The following is a 15,443-nucleotide window of genomic DNA, read 5'->3' on the forward strand; positions in this document are numbered from 1 at the left end:
TTTGTCATTTGTCATTTGTCATTTGTCATTTGTCATTTGTCATTTGTCATTTGTCATTTGTCATTTGTCATTTGTCATTTGTCATTTGTCATTGGGAAGAGATAAGGAAGAAACTTGCTCAATAATTCTCCCTCATCTCCCTCATCTCCCTCATCCCCCTCATCTCCCTCATCCCCCACTCCCCACTCCCCACTCCCCACTCCCCCTTTCATACTGCTGGTAGAGGTTCTTTAATTTTGGCTTCTAGTATCCTTGGGTCTACTGATTCTAGTTCACCGTGGTTAAGTGTCCAGCAACGGTCTGCGATCGCTAACAGATCCCCAGCATCGTGTGTCACTACCAACAGCGTCCAATCTTGTTTCAGTTTCGCTAATAAATTTACCAGTTGCCGACGCATTGACCAATCTAACCCAGCTGTGGGTTCATCCAATAATAATAAATTTGGCTGGCGAATCAATTGCACTGCCAAAGCTAAACGTCGTTGCTGACCACCACTCAATGCATGAGGGGCTGCGGAAAGCGATAAATGCTCTAATCCCACCTCAGTCAGCGCCTGTCTGACTCGTTCTGACCCTAACTCAGGATGTCCTAAACGCAATTCTTCTAAAATTGAACCACCGCAAAAGTGCCGCTCTGGAAACTGAAATACCAACCCAGCCAATTGTTGTAGCTGTTCGGCTATAAGTTCTTGTTCCCGCCAGAAGAGTGCGCCGGTAGTCGGTTCAGCTAGTCCCGACAAAATTTCTAGTAAGGTACTTTTTCCTGAACCACTCGGGCCAATAATCAGACCTAGCTGTTGGGGTGCTAATTCCAAGTTGATCGATTTGAGAATCGCTGTTGGGCACGCTGTGGGGTGATAAATTACATTTCGGAGATAGAGCATTTGTTAAGATTACCAAAAAGTCAGCAAATTACTGATTAGCTACACTGAGAGTACCTGGAAAATTCTGGAGAAATTTATCGCGCATTAGCTGGATTAACACCTTAATTTAGCAGCAAGAATCATCCACTTTTCCTCTATTGTGGCAGACTCATCCTTAAACAATGACTATAACTTGCCTGGGAACATGGAAAAATTACCAAAGTCAACTTTTATATCAGAAAATTTTGGTTGAAGCAAAGGCAAGTTAAAGCCTCGACTTGGCTCGGCTTTAACACTGAGCGTTCGCGCAGCATCTGGCAGAGAAGCCGAAGTGTTAAAATTAACCATTTTTTGCATTTTAAGTAACACATACAACTATTTCAACCGCAATTATTCTGAGGGTTAAAATGACTAAAAGGTTTTCTTCGCCTCGATTAGTAGCTTCTGCTAGGCTTACTACCCTTGCTCAGACTGCTTTTGTCACTGCGTTCGCACTTAATTTGTGGATAAATCCCTCTCTGGCTGGCGATCCGTTTCGCGATCGCGAACCTCATCAAATTGGCGACCAAACAGAAGCAGCTTTTAAAGCGATTTTCCAACAAGGCAACTATCCAGCAGGAGAGCGTTATCTGCAACAAGCGATATCCAAAGAGCCAAATGAACCTCTAGCTTATGCCATGATCGCTTCTTTAGCATACGGAAATAAGGATTGGGCGAAACTAGACACCTATAGTCAGAAAACTCTAGAAACTGGAGAAAAACTGATTTCCATCGATCCATTGCGTGGTAATTTATACACTGCTGTTGGTCATTTTTTAAAAGGTGCAGTAGTTCTCACCCGTGAGGGTACAGTCAACGGTGTGCCGCAAGCTTTTAGTCGGCTGCGGCAAGTTTATGAATATTTAGACAAAGCCGAAGCAATTTCTGCCAACGATCCAGAACTGAATTTAATCAAGGGTTATATGGATTTATTGTTGGCGGTTAATTTGCCTTTTGCTAGCCCAGATCAGGCAATTGGAGGCTTAGAAAAAAATGCTGCTCCGAAGTATCTAGTGGATCGGGGTATTGCTCTTGCTTACCGAGATTTAAAACGGTATACACAGGCACTAGAGTATGTCAACCGTGCGATCAAAACCACATCCGATAATCCAGAAATTTATTATCTCAAAGCCCAAATCCTGAAAGAACTGGGGCAAAAAGAAAAAAGCCAGCAGTTGTTCCAGGAAGCGATCGCTAATTTTGACAAAGCATTGACCAAAAAATCCCAACTCCCAGGCGATTTAGTCAAACAAATTGAGCGTGAACGCAGCCGTGCTGTTAGCCTGAACAATCCTAGATAATAGGGCAATTCAATTTTGGATTTTGGATTTTAGATTTTGGATTAAATTTCAATTCTTTAATCCAAAATCTAAAATCTAAAATTCTTACTCCCCACTCCCCATTTTGATATGCTTATTTTCAGAAGAGTAATTGAGACATTAGACCAAAATGGAGATTCAATTCCGCGAAATTAATCCTTTTGATATGTGGATTTGGCTGAAATTCAGCACAAATCCTTCGGCGCGTGAAAAGCAATATGTAGAAGAAGTTTTCAATTCCTGGTTTTATCTGGGTAAATTGGGTGCATTTAATGCAGAGAATCTTCAGGTGCAGGACACTGGACTCGATATCAGCTACATGAATTATGATGAACAAGGATATGACAAAAGCCTGCTAGCACTGATGCATAACATCGGTGAGTTTGAATATGAGGGACAGTGGGGGCGTTGTTGGTTTGACTTAGGAACCAGTGATGCGATCGCTCTGGATATTTTAATCAACGCTCTCAGCCAGCTAAGTCAGGAATATGTCACCATTGAAGAATTGTACATCGGCGGCGAAAATGCAGATTGGCCTATTGAGGATAGCGAAAGTCGTCCTCAGTCTATTTACGATAATTAGTTATAAAAATGAATAAAGCAGGCGAAATTCGGGTAATAGCCTTGGGGCTAATTCGGCATGGCGATCGCATATTTCTTTCTGAAGGCTACGATCCCGTAAAGCAAGAAACATTTTATCGTGCTTTGGGCGGTGGTGTTGAATTTGGCGAAACCAGCCGCGTCGCCTTAGAACGGGAGTTTCAAGAGGAAATTCAAGCAGACTTAATGAATATTCGCTATTTGGGTTGTCTAGAGAACTTGTTTACATTTAATGGTAGGCAAGGTCATGAAATTATTCAGCTTTATCAATGTGACTTTGCTGATTTCAAATTTTATCAACTGGAAAGTTTAGTTTTTTCAGAATCACAAACTCATAAACATAAAGCGTTATGGATAGATATTTATCGCTTTAAATCTGGAGAATTACGATTAGTACCTGAAGGATTTTTTGAATATTTATAAATCATCTGGAAATTTCTTAAGATTAGTTTGCTGTTAATTATTCCATCGCACTCAGCAAAGACACAATATATTGGTTGAGACTAACGCCTTCCCGTTCAGAAGTCTCAGCTAAACGTCGATGTAAAGATTTTGGCATCCGTATAAGTAATTTACCGCTATAGCTATCATTACTACTTGGTAAGGGAATATTATCGCCGACTTCATAAGCTGTCTCAATCCACAATTCCCGCGCCTCATTGAGATTTGCCATTGTCTCTTCAAGGGTTTCGCCTTGGGTAAGACATCCAGGTAAATCTTTAATTTGAGCTACATATCCACCCTCTGGGTCAGGGTAAAGTGTTACAGGGTACTGAAGATTTAAATAATATTCTAAGGACGGCTTCTCAATCTGCTGGTTCTTCTGGTTCAGTGTCTTCATCAATCCACTCTTCTAAATTTAATCCAAATCGGGAATGCGATCGCACTGTATCGCTACAACCCAGAGAGCAACTTGTTATATTCTGCGTGTGAACCAAGCCAAAACCAAATAACGGTATCTCCATCTAACTGTCCAACCGCTCGATAATTTTTGCTAATCCGTGCTGAATAAATTGGTAGTTCTGGATGTACTTTTATTGAAGCGCAAGCTTGGATGGCTCGGATCTTGTTTGAAAAGGCGGTATGCCTGACGCGTTTGCTCTTGAACTTGCTCAGGTAGATCAGCAAACCCTTGACGAAACTGAGCGGTGATACGTGACTTCACAATCTATCTGGATCTAACTCTTGGGTTTTACCTGCACGGTATTCAGCCATTGCCTCGGCTGCAAGTTTGGCAAGCATGTCTGGAGAACGGGCAAAAGCTTCATCCCAACGGCGTTCATCTTCTAGTTCTGCCAAAATCATCGCCGCCATCGCATCTTGTTCAGTGGCGGGCAAGTTTTTTAGTTTGGCGATCGCTTGTTCAAGTAGCTTTGTCATGGCTAAATTTCGGTGCAACAATGGGCAACTGATACACCTTAAATATAGCGGATGCAGGTGCATTGGAGTTGTCAGGTTGCGATCGCTCTCAATAGTAGAAAAAGACATGGTTATCAGACTAGCCAAATCTCGATAAATATAACTTTCTTTAAGATACAGCGTCTTGGAAGACACTTCTTCTAGGTGCGTGTATGATCTACCCATCAAATGTATAAATAACACATAAAGCCGGGTTTGCAAGTGGTGGCAATTATTTACAGCGATTATGAAGGTGTAAGTGATGCGATTTCGGGGGAAACGCCGATTCTTAAAGGAAATGTCCATCGGTTGCAGGGTGAGGAGAATGTCTCTAGTCGTCCGATGGTGCAAGGATTGGCACGGGTTTTGGTGGAGTTAATTTGAGGTAAATGTAAAAATGGATAAGATGAGTTCTATTAGTATAGCGATCGCTTGGTGTCTGGCTTGGGGTGATGAGAAAAAACCTCAACATGATTTGTCTGTGTTACAAAAGATGCACCAAGCATTGATGAGTGGCGAACAAGTTCCAGAGGAAGTATCCTTTGTAATCGATGCAGTAAAACAATGGGAAAAATTAAAGAAGCCGGAAAATTTTCCTAACACATTAGAGAATTTAAAACAATTACTTGAAAAATACCCCATTCTTTGGGAATCAAAAATTGGTTTAGTTTATGGTGGTGCTACCAAAATTAAGCAGTATGTTTTTGAAGAATCAAAACTCCCAGATATTCGCGGTGCTTCTGCGCTGTTAGATAGAATTAACTTAGTAGATTTACCTGCTTTTTTTAATGTAATTCCACAAGCATCAAATTGTAACTACAGTATTCAATGTCAAGAAGTTAGAAAATGGCTAAATGAGAATTTCGATAATGAGCCTAAATTTTCAGATGGTTTAATCCCCGAACTTATTATTTACTCAACTGGTGGTAACATCCTTGCTTTTTGTCCTGCTGCCTTTGTGGATAATTTAGCGAATGCGATTGAAAAACGATATACGGAGGAAACATTAACAGCTAATTCCTGTGCAGTTGGAGAAAGTTTTAGAATAATAGAAACTCGCTTAGGCTTACTAAAAAATAATATTGATGAAACATTTTGGCTAGAAAAATATCAACAACAAGAAGTCTATAAACATTCTTTAGTTGAAGCCTACTTTGGTAAAATAACGGAAGTTTCTCAAGCAATAGAAAACTTCCAAAAGCATAAAAGTTTTAACGAATTAACCACAAAACTAGCAATTCGCTTTAATCAACGTCGCAGTGGAAATGATAGCGAAAATCGTCCCAATCGTAGCTATCCGCCAATGTTTGAGACTCATCCCTATCTCAGGAGAGATGAGAGTGATAAGCGCTCAAGCATTAGTCATTTAACACACTTTGCTGGACAACCTTATCTATCTGAAACTTTAACACGTAAACGGCGAGTAGGTGATAGAGCAAAAACTGGTGATTATCGTACACCTAAATGGTATCAGGAAACTGGATTAAAGTGGGAAGCAGGAATAATTGAGGGATGGCTTGATAAATGTGAGGATTTTTTGGCAAATAATCCAGAACAGTCTCAAGCATATTATGGAATTAACTACAGGCATAAAAAAGAAATTAAAATTCCCCAATCTTTGACGCAATTGAGCAAAGTAAGTCAAGGATATATTGCCTATATATATTCAGATGGTAATAATATGGGAGGTTTTATTCAAAACATCCGCACACCTGAAAAATATCAAGAATTTAGCAAAGATGTTGAAAATGCAACAAAATATGCTGTTTATCAAGCTTTAGCATACAATCTGCATCCCCGTGAAATCAAAGGTATAACCGAACCAGAATCAAAGATTCAAGATGGTGATTTAATTCATCCATTTGAAATTATCACTATTGGTGGTGATGACATTTTATTGATAGTGCCTGCTGATAAATCTTTACAAATTGCTCAAATGATTGGTGAGCAATTTGAAAACATCCTTTTGGGGAAAGTCAAGATATCAGGGGTAACAATAAAAGGCAACTACCAAGTAGAAGAAAAACTGTCTGAACCTAACAAGTTTCATCGCTTTTGTGAAAAAATCTCGGAACATTATCAATGTAAGCTCAGTATGTCTAGCGGTGTATTGATTACTGCTTATAATACTCCGATTTATTATGCAGAAAAATTGACAACACAATTATTAAAATCTGCAAAAAAATATGCTAAAACGCTGAAATACACTGATCAACAAAAACAGAAAGAAATTACTTACTATGGTGGTACAGTTGATTTCTTCACAATGAAATCAGTCACCATGATTTCGTCAAATATTGAAGACTTTCGCAAACAAGCTTTAAACATTGATAGACTTAAGCTTTATGCTGCACCTTATACCATACCTGAATTAGATAAATTTTTGAAATCTATTCACGCATTGAAAGAAGCAGACTTTCCCAAATCGCAACTTTATCAAGTTCGTAGTTTCTTAGAACGGGGTAGACGAACTGCAAGCTTGAATTATTACTATTTTCGTCACCGATTGAAAAAAGGACAAGATGCACTTAAAGCGAACTTTGAAGATATATGGTGTCCAGCTAAAACTAACAAAGGTAATATTGCACCTTGGATGTGCGAGATCAAAGAAAATACAATGGAAGAAAGTAAATATGAAACTATCTGGCGAGAAATGGTTGATTTATACGATTTGATCGATTTTTCAGATACGAAATCTCCACAACCATCAATTAAGGAAACTGCGCCATGATACAGCTTAACGATTTATTAAATAAAACCAATAAAGTTAAAACTTACAAAATTACCGCGATCATTGATTCAGCTTTATGTGTAGGTGCAGGAGGTTCTTCTGGTTCTCTAGCAGATAAACCTATTGTGCGTAACTCAGAACGTAATTTACTAATTCCTGGTTCACAAATTAAAGGACGTGTGCGCCATGAATGTGAAAAACTGTTGCGAGGGTTAGGATGGAAAATTGCTGAATCTCCCAATGCAGGAAGAATGGTTATCCGTAGAGATAATCCCCCTGCTAAATTTAATCGAGATGAATATAAAATACCTGGATATGAAGATACATATCACTGTTTAGTTAGTCAGACTTTTGGCGATCCTGTTTTACCTTCAAGGGTAATTTTTGACGATTTGATTTGTACAGAAGAACCAGAAAACTTATCTGAAGTTTTGCGTCCTGGTGTCACGATTAATCGCCGTCGTCGTATTGCAGAAGAGAAAAAACTTTATTTTTTAGAAACTTCACCTGCAAATGCACAACTTCAGTTTAAAGGAGAGATACACATTCAACCAAGTCTCACGCCTGAAAGAGCAGATTATGCAAAAGTGTTAATTTTGGCAGGTTTGCGACAAATTTATGCATTAGGGGGAAGTAAATCGGCTGGTTTAGGTTGGCTGCATTGGGAATTAGAAGAATTACAAGATGGATTAAAAGATATTGATATTGATGAAGTTTGGCAGTTTTTAGCAAAAGGAGAAATAAAGTGAAGCGTATTGAATTAGAAATTAAGGCATTATCTCCCTTAGCGATTTCTCGACAAAAACCAGGTGGTTCTGTGAGTGAATGTGAAGATTATATTCCTGGTAGCGTAATTCGTGGGGCGATCGCAAGTGAAATCTTAAAACAATCTGGTCAACAGTTTAGTGATTTGAGTCAAGATGGTGGTGATTTTCAGGCTTTGTTTTTGGGTGATGAATCAGCTATTTTTAAAAATGCTTATCCTAATGTTTCCAAAATCGATAAAAATGATTTTAGAATTGAAGAAGAAGTAAAAATATTACCAAGTACTGCACTAAGTTCAAAGACAAAGCCGGGTTTCAAAACAGATGATCAGGGCAATGGTGTTTTTGATACTCTTTTTGACCGTTTGTGTGCAGATTGCTATGGTTACGCATACGAACCAAATTGTCCCACTGATGGAGGTAGAGTTGATTCTCCTGGAATTACTTTTTATAGTGTATTTAATGATAAATACTATAGAATTTCGCCGAAAAAGCGTTTATTAACTAGGGTAGGAATCAATAGAAGACGTGCTACATCAGAAGAAGAAATCCTATATAGCATTGAGGTTTTAGATGAATCAGAATCAATGGGTAAAAATCCAAAACCTGTAAGTTATATATCATCTATTATTGTCACAGATAATTTATCAGATTTACTATGGCACTTTATTGATAATAATTCATTGAATTTTCGCTTAGGTGGTTCAACCTCACGCGGTTTAGGTAAAGTGGAAATCAAGAGCCAAATATTAGATATTCAAAATAATATAGCAAAAAAAAATCAAGAGAAGATTGAAAGATTCACCGATAAACTTAAGGAACGTTGGGAAGAATGGTCTATTTTGGGTTCTCAAATTAAAGAATTATCTCCAAATCGTCAGTATTTTACTTTAAATTTACAAGCAGATACAATATTAACCGAAAAATGGCAACGAACAACTGTGATTTCTGAAAAGATGTTAGAACAATTTACAGGTGTTGACGATAAATTATTGCAATTAGAAGCAGCTTACAGCAGTTATGAATATCGTTCTGGTTGGAATTCAGCTTGGGGGTTAATGAAAGATGTGGAGTTAGTAACTAACAAAGGTGCTGTTTACTTATTTAGTACCTCTCAACCAGAAAAATGGTATGCAGCTTTAGCTAATTTAGAGTTGAAAGGAGTTGGAGAAAGAACTTGTGAAGGTTTTGGTCAATTTGAAGTATGTAATGAATTTCATTTAGTCATGAGAGAGGACTTGGTTTAATATGCAAGATAATTTAGATCCTTTTTTGAGACAGCAGCTAGAGTTCAGAATTCAAAAAGCAATGGCAGAGCAAATGGATGATGTTATTGAAAAAATAAATGCAATAGCTGAAAAATTTTCTATTGCTACTGAAGATAAAAAATCTCCTTTTAGAAATGTTTTATCCGTTGCGATTAGTCCTAATTCTTCGATTGAAATTGTTAAACTTTTCATAAAATGTCAGATTGGTAAAAGTGGATCAAGTCCTATTTGGAGTAAGAAAATTGGTAATGAACTTTTTGCTACAGCACTTGTTTGTGAAATTGAGCAATTGACAGAAGATGCAAACAATATTGTTAAAACTATTAGAAAATCTATACCTAAGAATAATCCGTTAAATAACTATGTTGATAATGTTCAAAATCTGAAAGAGCTTACAAAAGAAATCTATTTCAAGCTCGCGCAGCTATACTTAGGCTATCTTGCTAGAAAACATACAGCTTTAGTTGGAGAAGCAAAGTTTAAGTAAAATTCGCAAAATTAATAATCCACACCAAGGAGTAAATATGCGTCGTCTTGTAATTTCTACCGTAGGTACTAGTTTACTTACAAATGAGATAAATGAAAGAAAAGATTCTAAAAGTTGGATTACAGATTTGAATAAAACTGCAAACTGGACTCAAGAAAAAATTGAAAATAGTTCAGATTATTCTCATGTATTCTCTAAAATAATTGCTACTTTAGTAACTAGAGTAGAAAAGAAATTAAATGATAGTAATATATTAGAAATAAGAGAAATGAGTGCTGAGTTAAATGGCATTTATGGATTATATGATGAGAAGATTGAAGATGCTATACCTGACACTCATATACTAATTACAACAGATACTGCTCAAGGTATAGCTTCGGCTCAAATAATTGAATTATTTTTGAATAGCAAAGGATTAATAAATATAACTTCGTGGATTCAACCTGAACTTTATCTTGCTAGTAGTAATATTTTTACAGAAAGTATTGCTAAATTAATTCCTGTAATGCAAGAAACTATTCTTGACAGCAAAAAAAATAATTATAGGATTTCCTTCAATCTTGTTGGCGGATTTAAAGCTTTACAGGGATATTTTAATACTATCGGAATGTTCTATGCCGACGAAATTATTTATATATTTGAAGGTTCAAAAGAGTTAATCAAAATTCCTAGATTACCTGTCAAAATCAAGATCGAGGAAGTTGAACCATATAAAATTTCCCTTGCAATGATGGAACAAGGCGATGTCCCTGTATCTTGGGAGGAAGGAAGAAAAGTGCCTCAAGAATGGGTTGTTGTAGATGGAGAAGAAAAGACATTATCGACCTGGGGACAATTAATTTGGAGTCAATGTAAAAATCAATTGCTTTCTCAAAATGAACTATTAAAATTTCCAAAAATAGAATATATGCAAGTATTTGAAGAAGATTATAAAATTAAACCTGGACATGAAAAAGTAATTTTACAGGAAAACTTAGCTAGAGCAGCTTGTTTACTACTAAATAATAAAGATGGGATTACTGCCATGAAACAAGATGGTATTTTTCGCCTTCGTAGATATAGTAAAGGTACGAACAGAGATATTGATCATTTTGATTTACCCAAGGATAGACGCATAAGTTGTATCGCTGTTGGTAATAATTTACGACTTCGACACTATGGTGAGCATAATTATGTCAACGACAACCCATAATAATTTTATGTTTGATACATTTAAAAACCGCCTAGAAATTACAGGGAAACTTACCACTATCACCGCATTAAGAATTAGTGCAGGACGTTCCACAGAAACCATCGGAACAGATTTACCCGTCATTAAAGATGCATTAGGACAACCATTAATACCAGGATCAAGCTTCAAAGGTGCAATGCGATCGCGCCTTGAAAGTTTCCTCCGTGGAATTGATTCCAGTTTTGCGGCTAACCCAGCAATAGAAGCAGAATGGTCAATTACCAACGAGCGTATGAATGGAGAAAACGGTCTTAAGAAAGAGGTTGAAAAAGAACTTGAGCAATATCCACAAGAAGAACGCGCTGCAAAAAAAGATCAGTTACTCACAGATAAAATTATCAATGAAACAGATTTAATTTCACTCCTTTTTGGTTCACCTTGGATAGCTAGTAAATTCCAAGTACGCGATTTAACCATAGTCGATAATACATGGTTTGGACAATACCAAGAAAGAGACGGTGTAGCCATTGATAGAGACACTGAAACAGCAGCAGATGGGAAACTCTATGATTTCCAAGTAGTTCCCGCCGAAACTTTATTTGAATTTAAAGCTGTGGTGGAAAATGCTAAACCTTGGGAGCTAGGTTTATTAATGATTGGGTTACATCAGTTTGAAACTGAACAAATTCCCCTTGGTGGTGGACGTTCTCGTGGCTTGGGTGTTGTTAAACTAGATATTCGTGAGATGTGGTGGTTTGACTATCCAGAAAATAAGCCTGAAGAATTATTAGACTACTTACAAAGGTTAGTTCAAGGAGACAAAAATCATTATCTTTGCAATCAAGAACAGCTAGAATCCCATAAACATAATTGGACTCAAGCACTAATCAATTATTTAAGAGATAATATACCCAAGAATTCTACCACCACAACCCAAACACAATCTTGAAGAGGTTAAAATGGCTTTCAGTAACTACAAAACCATCGGTGAAGTTCTCAAAGCGTTTCAAGTTATCTACACCGAAGCAATTTTTATCAGCGAAATTCCCTTTAATATTCCTGACTACTTCCGCGAAGATTTAGAACTGATGATGCGGGATGCTGTAGTTGATAACTCAGAATTTGCTATCTGTGAAAATCTGATTTATCCCGTTCTTAAAGAAGTTTGGAAAACCTACCGCCAACATTTTATTTTATGGAGTCATGAATCCTTAAATTATGATGAAAAATTATCAGGATTTCCTGAATATATTTTGGCTAAACGTTCACCATTAGGTAAGGTCGTATTTGACAAACCATACTTTATTTTAGTGGAAGCCAAACAAGATAACTTTGAAACAGGTTGGGCGCAATGTTTAGCAGAAATGATTGCGGCTCAAAGATTAAATGGAGAATATGAAATAATTATTTTTGGTATTGTTTCTAATGGCGCAACATGGCAATTTGGTAAACTAGAAGGCGATAACTTTACCAGAAATATGACTCCTTTTACGATTTATGAACTAGATAAATTATTTGCTGCTGCTAATTTTATATTTCAACAATGTGAAATACAGCTAAATAATTTAGTTGCAGCTTAGATTTCCATTCTCAAACTCAAGATTATGCACAACAAATTTGTTAATCACTGTACTATAGATTTAACTATCATCCCAGATGGGCCGATTCTGATTAAATCGGGACGTGAAGGTGCAGACCCTACAAATCCTGATATGGAATTTGTCAGAACTTTTCATCGGGGTGGGTGGTCAATTTATTTGCCTGGAAGTAGCTTAAAAGGTGCAATTCGCGCTCATGCTGAAAGAATTGTCCGTACTGTTGGTGGTGATAATAATACAAAGAAGCTTTGGGCAAGTGACCCTACCAAAGGTGATTACTTACCTAAAAATTTAGCAAGTCACGACATCTATAAACAATCTTCATTTACTGACCAAATGTTTGGTAATACTTCAATAGCAAGCCGCATTCGGATTGAAGATGCACATCCAGTTGACTTAACGCAATTGAAATTAGAAGAACGTAATGGTGTCGCTATTGACCGCGTATTTGGTTCGGTTGCGGTTGGCCCTTTCAATTATCAAGTTTGCACTGCTGGAAAATTTTGTACTAAAATTCATCTCAAAAATTTTACATTGGCGCAACTGGGTTTAATTGGTTTGGTACTGCGTGATTTAAATGATGGTTGGTTTGGCTTAGGTTTTGCCAAATCACGCGGTTTAGGTACGGTTCGCGTTCAATACAATAGTGCAGTTGTCCAGTATCCAGGATGTCAATTTGACTCTGAAACTAGAAAAATTCGCCAACTGGGACATTCACAGGAATGGGACTCAACTTTTCTACTAGGGGTAGGAGAGTTTTTATCCCAACAAGAAGCAGGAAAATATGGTTTTTCTAAACCAGATAATCAAGATTCTCCAGTTCGTGCAGAGTCTATGGAATTAGATTTTGGTGTTCAACTTAAATGGGAAGGTGACACAGAATCTGGTGTAAAAGATTTATTTATGCGTTCAGTTCGTGCATGGAGTAAGGTTTTAGTTGCATGAAAGAAAAATTTATTCTGGGGTATATATATCATCAGCAATTGGTAGCACTTGATGAACTCGATACCTTAATTACTCAAGTCTCTAACTCTCAAAGTTATTATTTTTTACGTTATTCTCATGCTGTGAGTGGAATTTGTAGGAAATTACCTTCTGAAAGAGGAGAAATTGAAGGACAGGTATTTAATGCAATATGTGAAATGCGATGGAAAAAACACAAATCAGGATATGAAGTTTTAATCCTCAGTCAACAGAAATTTAACTTAGAAGGATTTAAAGTATTAACTGGTAATTGGATAATTTGTGATAGAGATGCCTATTGGTATGACCCAAAGGAAGCAAGATTTCCTAAAGGTTTCACTTTTAAAGGTGAAAATAATCAATCTATCAAGCCTGAAGAGATACCAATAAAACAAAGATATTTCAAAGACTCTAATACTGCAACTATTCATTTTGTCGCCTTAACGGTTAACGAAAATGACCAACACGCCAAAACCTAAACCAAGAAAACAAACTCCTTCTCAGCCTGTATCTCGTGATGATGCTGCGGTAAATAATACACAAAAACCATATAAATTTGTTTCTTTTCCACAGGAACGTCCCCGCTTAGAACATCCTGCTGGACATGATAAATTTGATAAAAACCGCCTGCATGGAACTTTATTTTTAACTCTAAAAGTTAAAACATCGCTGCATATTTCTACTGGCATTGTTGTCCCTGGTAACGATGTTCAAATCCGTGTATCTTTAATTAAAACAATGGTACAGGGGATTGATAAACACTTGGTAATTCAAGGTAGTTCCCTTAAAGGTTGTATTCGTTCAGTATATGAAGCGATTACGAATAGTACCCTTGCAGTAGTCACATCAAGATTTCGGGATAAAATACCCAACGAAAGATTACCATGTCGAAATAAAGAACAATTATGTCCCGCTAGTCAAGTATTCGGTGCTTTAGATTGGCAAGGATTAATTGAGTTTAATGATGTTAAATGTGAAAGTATAGGTTTTAATACGGGGTTTATGCCTTCCTTATATCGTCCGCGCCCTGAACCCGGAAGCGCATATTTTGACGCAAGGGGAAAAGTTGCTGGACGTAAGTTTTATTATCATACAATTCGCGCCATTGAAAAAGCACAAAATCAAGGAATTGCAATTCAACAAGCAGCAAGAGAATACACTTTTACTACTCAATTGCAGTTTAAAAACATGAAGCCTGAAGAATTAGGGACGCTGTTTATTGTGTTGGGACAAGATTCTAACTACCCCATAGCTTTAAAAGTTGGTGGTGGTAAACCTATTGGGATGGGAACAATGACTGTAGAAGTTACACAAGCAAAGATATTACAAAATTTCGAGGATTTGCGATCGCACTACTCCACTTACACGCCCCATAATAATCATCTTCTCACAGGAGAGGCACTACAAACATTTATCGCTACCCAAATTAAAACAGCACATTCCCGACTCATTCAACTTCCCCAACTCCAACAACTCGCTGAAGTTCTACGCTACCCAACCGATCGCGAACCACCAGAAGGAATGTATTAATGTTGACTACAGAATCTTTAACAGAAGCGGAATCTCAACTTGCTCACAATTTAGCAATAACCTTGGTTAAAGAGGAAACTGATGTTAATGAAGTAGGAAAAGTTATTGCATATCTGCGTAGTATTGTAGAGCAACCGGACGCAGGTCGGCGATTTTTTAGCTATCTTAAAACTTTAGTTACTAACGGTAGGCAAATTGGACACAGTGGCCGAACTACAGGCTACTACCGCAGTATAGAACGTGCCTGTAATCAATATCTACAAAGCCAACAAGCAAACGCTCAGACCATGTTAAAAATTTTAGGCTGGGCGATGCGTTTAATGCGGTATTACAAAGTTAGTCCGATTGACGAAATGTCTATTTCCGAAAGTCCGCAGGTTGAACAAGTCTCTGAACGTCAAGCAGAAATTGCGGTAGTTTTTCACTCACAAAAGTTTGAAATTAACCAAGTTTTAGATGCCACCGTACTTAGTGTTAAAGGTAATAGAGTTACTTATGAGATGCTAGGAACGATTAAGCTGACTGAGAAAGAACCCAAAAAAGCAGCTTCTCTAAAGGAAGGACAGGTAGTAAAAGTGAAAATTACTGCTCTCAAGGATGATGGAAGTATTAAAAGTGTGAAATTTATTGAGTAATCTACTTTATTTACGTTTGTGTTATTTATTGCTTAAAATAAAATATGGATATCTAGTTTTATAACTAACCAGGATGTT

22 protein-coding genes are annotated in these 15,443 nt (G+C 37.2%); 15 read left to right on the forward strand and 7 right to left on the reverse strand.

Going from position 1 to position 15,443, the window contains the following annotated elements:
• Positions 1 to 208: 208 nt before the first annotated feature.
• The gene (locus V7K27_RS19945; RefSeq protein WP_334949823.1) at positions 209 to 883 is read right to left on the reverse strand and encodes an ABC transporter ATP-binding protein; all 675 of its coding nucleotides are present in this window, start codon (positions 881 to 883) and stop codon (positions 209 to 211) included.
• A 165-nt stretch (positions 884 to 1,048) separates the two neighbouring features.
• Positions 1,049 to 1,210, reverse strand: coding sequence for a hypothetical protein (locus V7K27_RS19950; RefSeq protein ID WP_334949824.1), 162 nt, complete (start codon positions 1,208 to 1,210; stop codon positions 1,049 to 1,051).
• Positions 1,211 to 1,269: 59 nt separating this feature from the next.
• Here V7K27_RS19950 and V7K27_RS19955 point away from each other — a divergent pair, with 59 nt between their 5' ends.
• From V7K27_RS19955 to V7K27_RS19965, 3 genes are all read left to right on the forward strand, one after another.
• Entirely contained in the window at positions 1,270 to 2,202 is a 933-nt protein-coding gene (locus V7K27_RS19955; protein ID WP_334949825.1) for a Sll0314/Alr1548 family TPR repeat-containing protein, read from the forward strand.
• 148 nt (positions 2,203 to 2,350) lie between these two features.
• Positions 2,351 to 2,803, forward strand: coding sequence for a DUF3531 family protein (locus V7K27_RS19960; protein WP_334949826.1), 453 nt, complete (start codon positions 2,351 to 2,353; stop codon positions 2,801 to 2,803).
• 8 nt (positions 2,804 to 2,811) lie between these two features.
• Positions 2,812 to 3,243 carry an NUDIX hydrolase gene (locus V7K27_RS19965; protein WP_334949827.1) on the forward strand — a complete coding sequence of 144 codons (432 nt, stop codon included), beginning with the start codon at positions 2,812 to 2,814 and terminating at the stop codon, positions 3,241 to 3,243.
• Between the two features lie 37 nt (positions 3,244 to 3,280).
• On the opposite strand, the gene V7K27_RS19970 is transcribed toward V7K27_RS19965, so the two are convergent.
• From V7K27_RS19970 to V7K27_RS19985, 5 genes are read right to left on the reverse strand one after another with little or no spacing between them, the layout of a single operon-like run.
• Positions 3,281 to 3,661 carry a type II toxin-antitoxin system HicB family antitoxin gene (locus tag V7K27_RS19970; protein WP_334949828.1) on the reverse strand — a complete coding sequence of 127 codons (381 nt, stop codon included), beginning with the start codon at positions 3,659 to 3,661 and terminating at the stop codon, positions 3,281 to 3,283.
• The gene (locus tag V7K27_RS19975; RefSeq protein WP_334949829.1) at positions 3,627 to 3,785 is read right to left on the reverse strand and encodes a hypothetical protein; all 159 of its coding nucleotides are present in this window, start codon (positions 3,783 to 3,785) and stop codon (positions 3,627 to 3,629) included. Before V7K27_RS19975 ends, V7K27_RS19970 begins: the two co-directional genes overlap by 35 nt.
• Positions 3,715 to 3,885, reverse strand: a complete 171-nt coding sequence (locus tag V7K27_RS36535; protein ID WP_442947631.1) for a ParE family toxin-like protein — start codon at positions 3,883 to 3,885, stop codon at positions 3,715 to 3,717. Before V7K27_RS36535 ends, V7K27_RS19975 begins: the two co-directional genes overlap by 71 nt.
• Complete coding sequence (locus tag V7K27_RS19980) at positions 3,815 to 3,985, reverse strand: hypothetical protein (RefSeq protein ID WP_334949830.1); 171 nt, start codon at positions 3,983 to 3,985, stop codon at positions 3,815 to 3,817. The genes V7K27_RS36535 and V7K27_RS19980 overlap by 71 nt, the downstream gene beginning before the upstream one ends.
• A complete protein-coding gene (locus tag V7K27_RS19985; RefSeq protein ID WP_334949892.1) occupies positions 3,982 to 4,200 on the reverse strand; it encodes a hypothetical protein in 219 nt (72 codons plus the stop codon). Before V7K27_RS19985 ends, V7K27_RS19980 begins: the two co-directional genes overlap by 4 nt.
• 243 nt (positions 4,201 to 4,443) lie before the next feature.
• Here V7K27_RS19985 and V7K27_RS19990 point away from each other — a divergent pair, with 243 nt between their 5' ends.
• Genes V7K27_RS19990 through V7K27_RS20045 form a run of 12 tightly spaced genes read left to right on the forward strand, consistent with a single transcriptional unit; the run spans position 4,444 to position 15,365 of the window.
• Positions 4,444 to 4,602, forward strand: coding sequence for a hypothetical protein (locus V7K27_RS19990; protein WP_334949831.1), 159 nt, complete (start codon positions 4,444 to 4,446; stop codon positions 4,600 to 4,602).
• 13 nt (positions 4,603 to 4,615) lie between these two features.
• On the forward strand, positions 4,616 to 6,949 hold the full coding sequence (gene cas10 / locus V7K27_RS19995; protein ID WP_334949832.1) for a type III-B CRISPR-associated protein Cas10/Cmr2: 2,334 nt from the start codon (positions 4,616 to 4,618) through the stop codon (positions 6,947 to 6,949).
• A complete protein-coding gene (locus V7K27_RS20000) occupies positions 6,946 to 7,698 on the forward strand; it encodes an RAMP superfamily CRISPR-associated protein (protein WP_334949833.1) in 753 nt (250 codons plus the stop codon). Before cas10 ends, V7K27_RS20000 begins: the two co-directional genes overlap by 4 nt.
• Entirely contained in the window at positions 7,695 to 8,960 is a 1,266-nt protein-coding gene (gene csx10, locus V7K27_RS20005; RefSeq protein ID WP_334949834.1) for a type III-D CRISPR-associated RAMP protein Csx10, read from the forward strand. The genes V7K27_RS20000 and csx10 overlap by 4 nt, the downstream gene beginning before the upstream one ends.
• Position 8,961: 1 nt before the next feature.
• Positions 8,962 to 9,468: a hypothetical protein gene (locus tag V7K27_RS20010; RefSeq protein ID WP_334949835.1), complete on the forward strand. Its 507-nt coding sequence runs from the start codon at positions 8,962 to 8,964 to the stop codon at positions 9,466 to 9,468.
• A gap of 37 nt (positions 9,469 to 9,505) precedes the next feature.
• Positions 9,506 to 10,660 carry a putative CRISPR-associated protein gene (locus V7K27_RS20015; protein ID WP_334949836.1) on the forward strand — a complete coding sequence of 385 codons (1,155 nt, stop codon included), beginning with the start codon at positions 9,506 to 9,508 and terminating at the stop codon, positions 10,658 to 10,660.
• A 7-nt stretch (positions 10,661 to 10,667) separates the two neighbouring features.
• Entirely contained in the window at positions 10,668 to 11,588 is a 921-nt protein-coding gene (gene csx7 / locus V7K27_RS20020; protein WP_334949837.1) for a type III CRISPR-associated RAMP protein Csx7, read from the forward strand.
• Positions 11,589 to 11,598: 10 nt separating this feature from the next.
• On the forward strand, positions 11,599 to 12,219 hold the full coding sequence (locus tag V7K27_RS20025) for a hypothetical protein (protein WP_334949838.1): 621 nt from the start codon (positions 11,599 to 11,601) through the stop codon (positions 12,217 to 12,219).
• Positions 12,220 to 12,243: 24 nt separating this feature from the next.
• Positions 12,244 to 13,182 (forward strand): RAMP superfamily CRISPR-associated protein, encoded by a 939-nt coding sequence (locus tag V7K27_RS20030; RefSeq protein ID WP_334949839.1) that lies wholly within the window; start codon positions 12,244 to 12,246, stop codon positions 13,180 to 13,182.
• Positions 13,179 to 13,679 carry a hypothetical protein gene (locus V7K27_RS20035; RefSeq protein ID WP_334949840.1) on the forward strand — a complete coding sequence of 167 codons (501 nt, stop codon included), beginning with the start codon at positions 13,179 to 13,181 and terminating at the stop codon, positions 13,677 to 13,679. Before V7K27_RS20030 ends, V7K27_RS20035 begins: the two co-directional genes overlap by 4 nt.
• Positions 13,657 to 14,730, forward strand: coding sequence for an RAMP superfamily CRISPR-associated protein (locus V7K27_RS20040; RefSeq protein WP_334949841.1), 1,074 nt, complete (start codon positions 13,657 to 13,659; stop codon positions 14,728 to 14,730). Before V7K27_RS20035 ends, V7K27_RS20040 begins: the two co-directional genes overlap by 23 nt.
• The gene (locus V7K27_RS20045) at positions 14,730 to 15,365 is read left to right on the forward strand and encodes a hypothetical protein (RefSeq protein WP_334949842.1); all 636 of its coding nucleotides are present in this window, start codon (positions 14,730 to 14,732) and stop codon (positions 15,363 to 15,365) included. The genes V7K27_RS20040 and V7K27_RS20045 overlap by 1 nt, the downstream gene beginning before the upstream one ends.
• Positions 15,366 to 15,443 lie beyond the last annotated feature (78 nt).

Origin of the sequence: Nostoc sp. (genome assembly GCF_036919575.1) — a bacterium.
Classification (GTDB): domain Bacteria; phylum Cyanobacteriota; class Cyanobacteriia; order Cyanobacteriales; family Nostocaceae; genus Nostoc.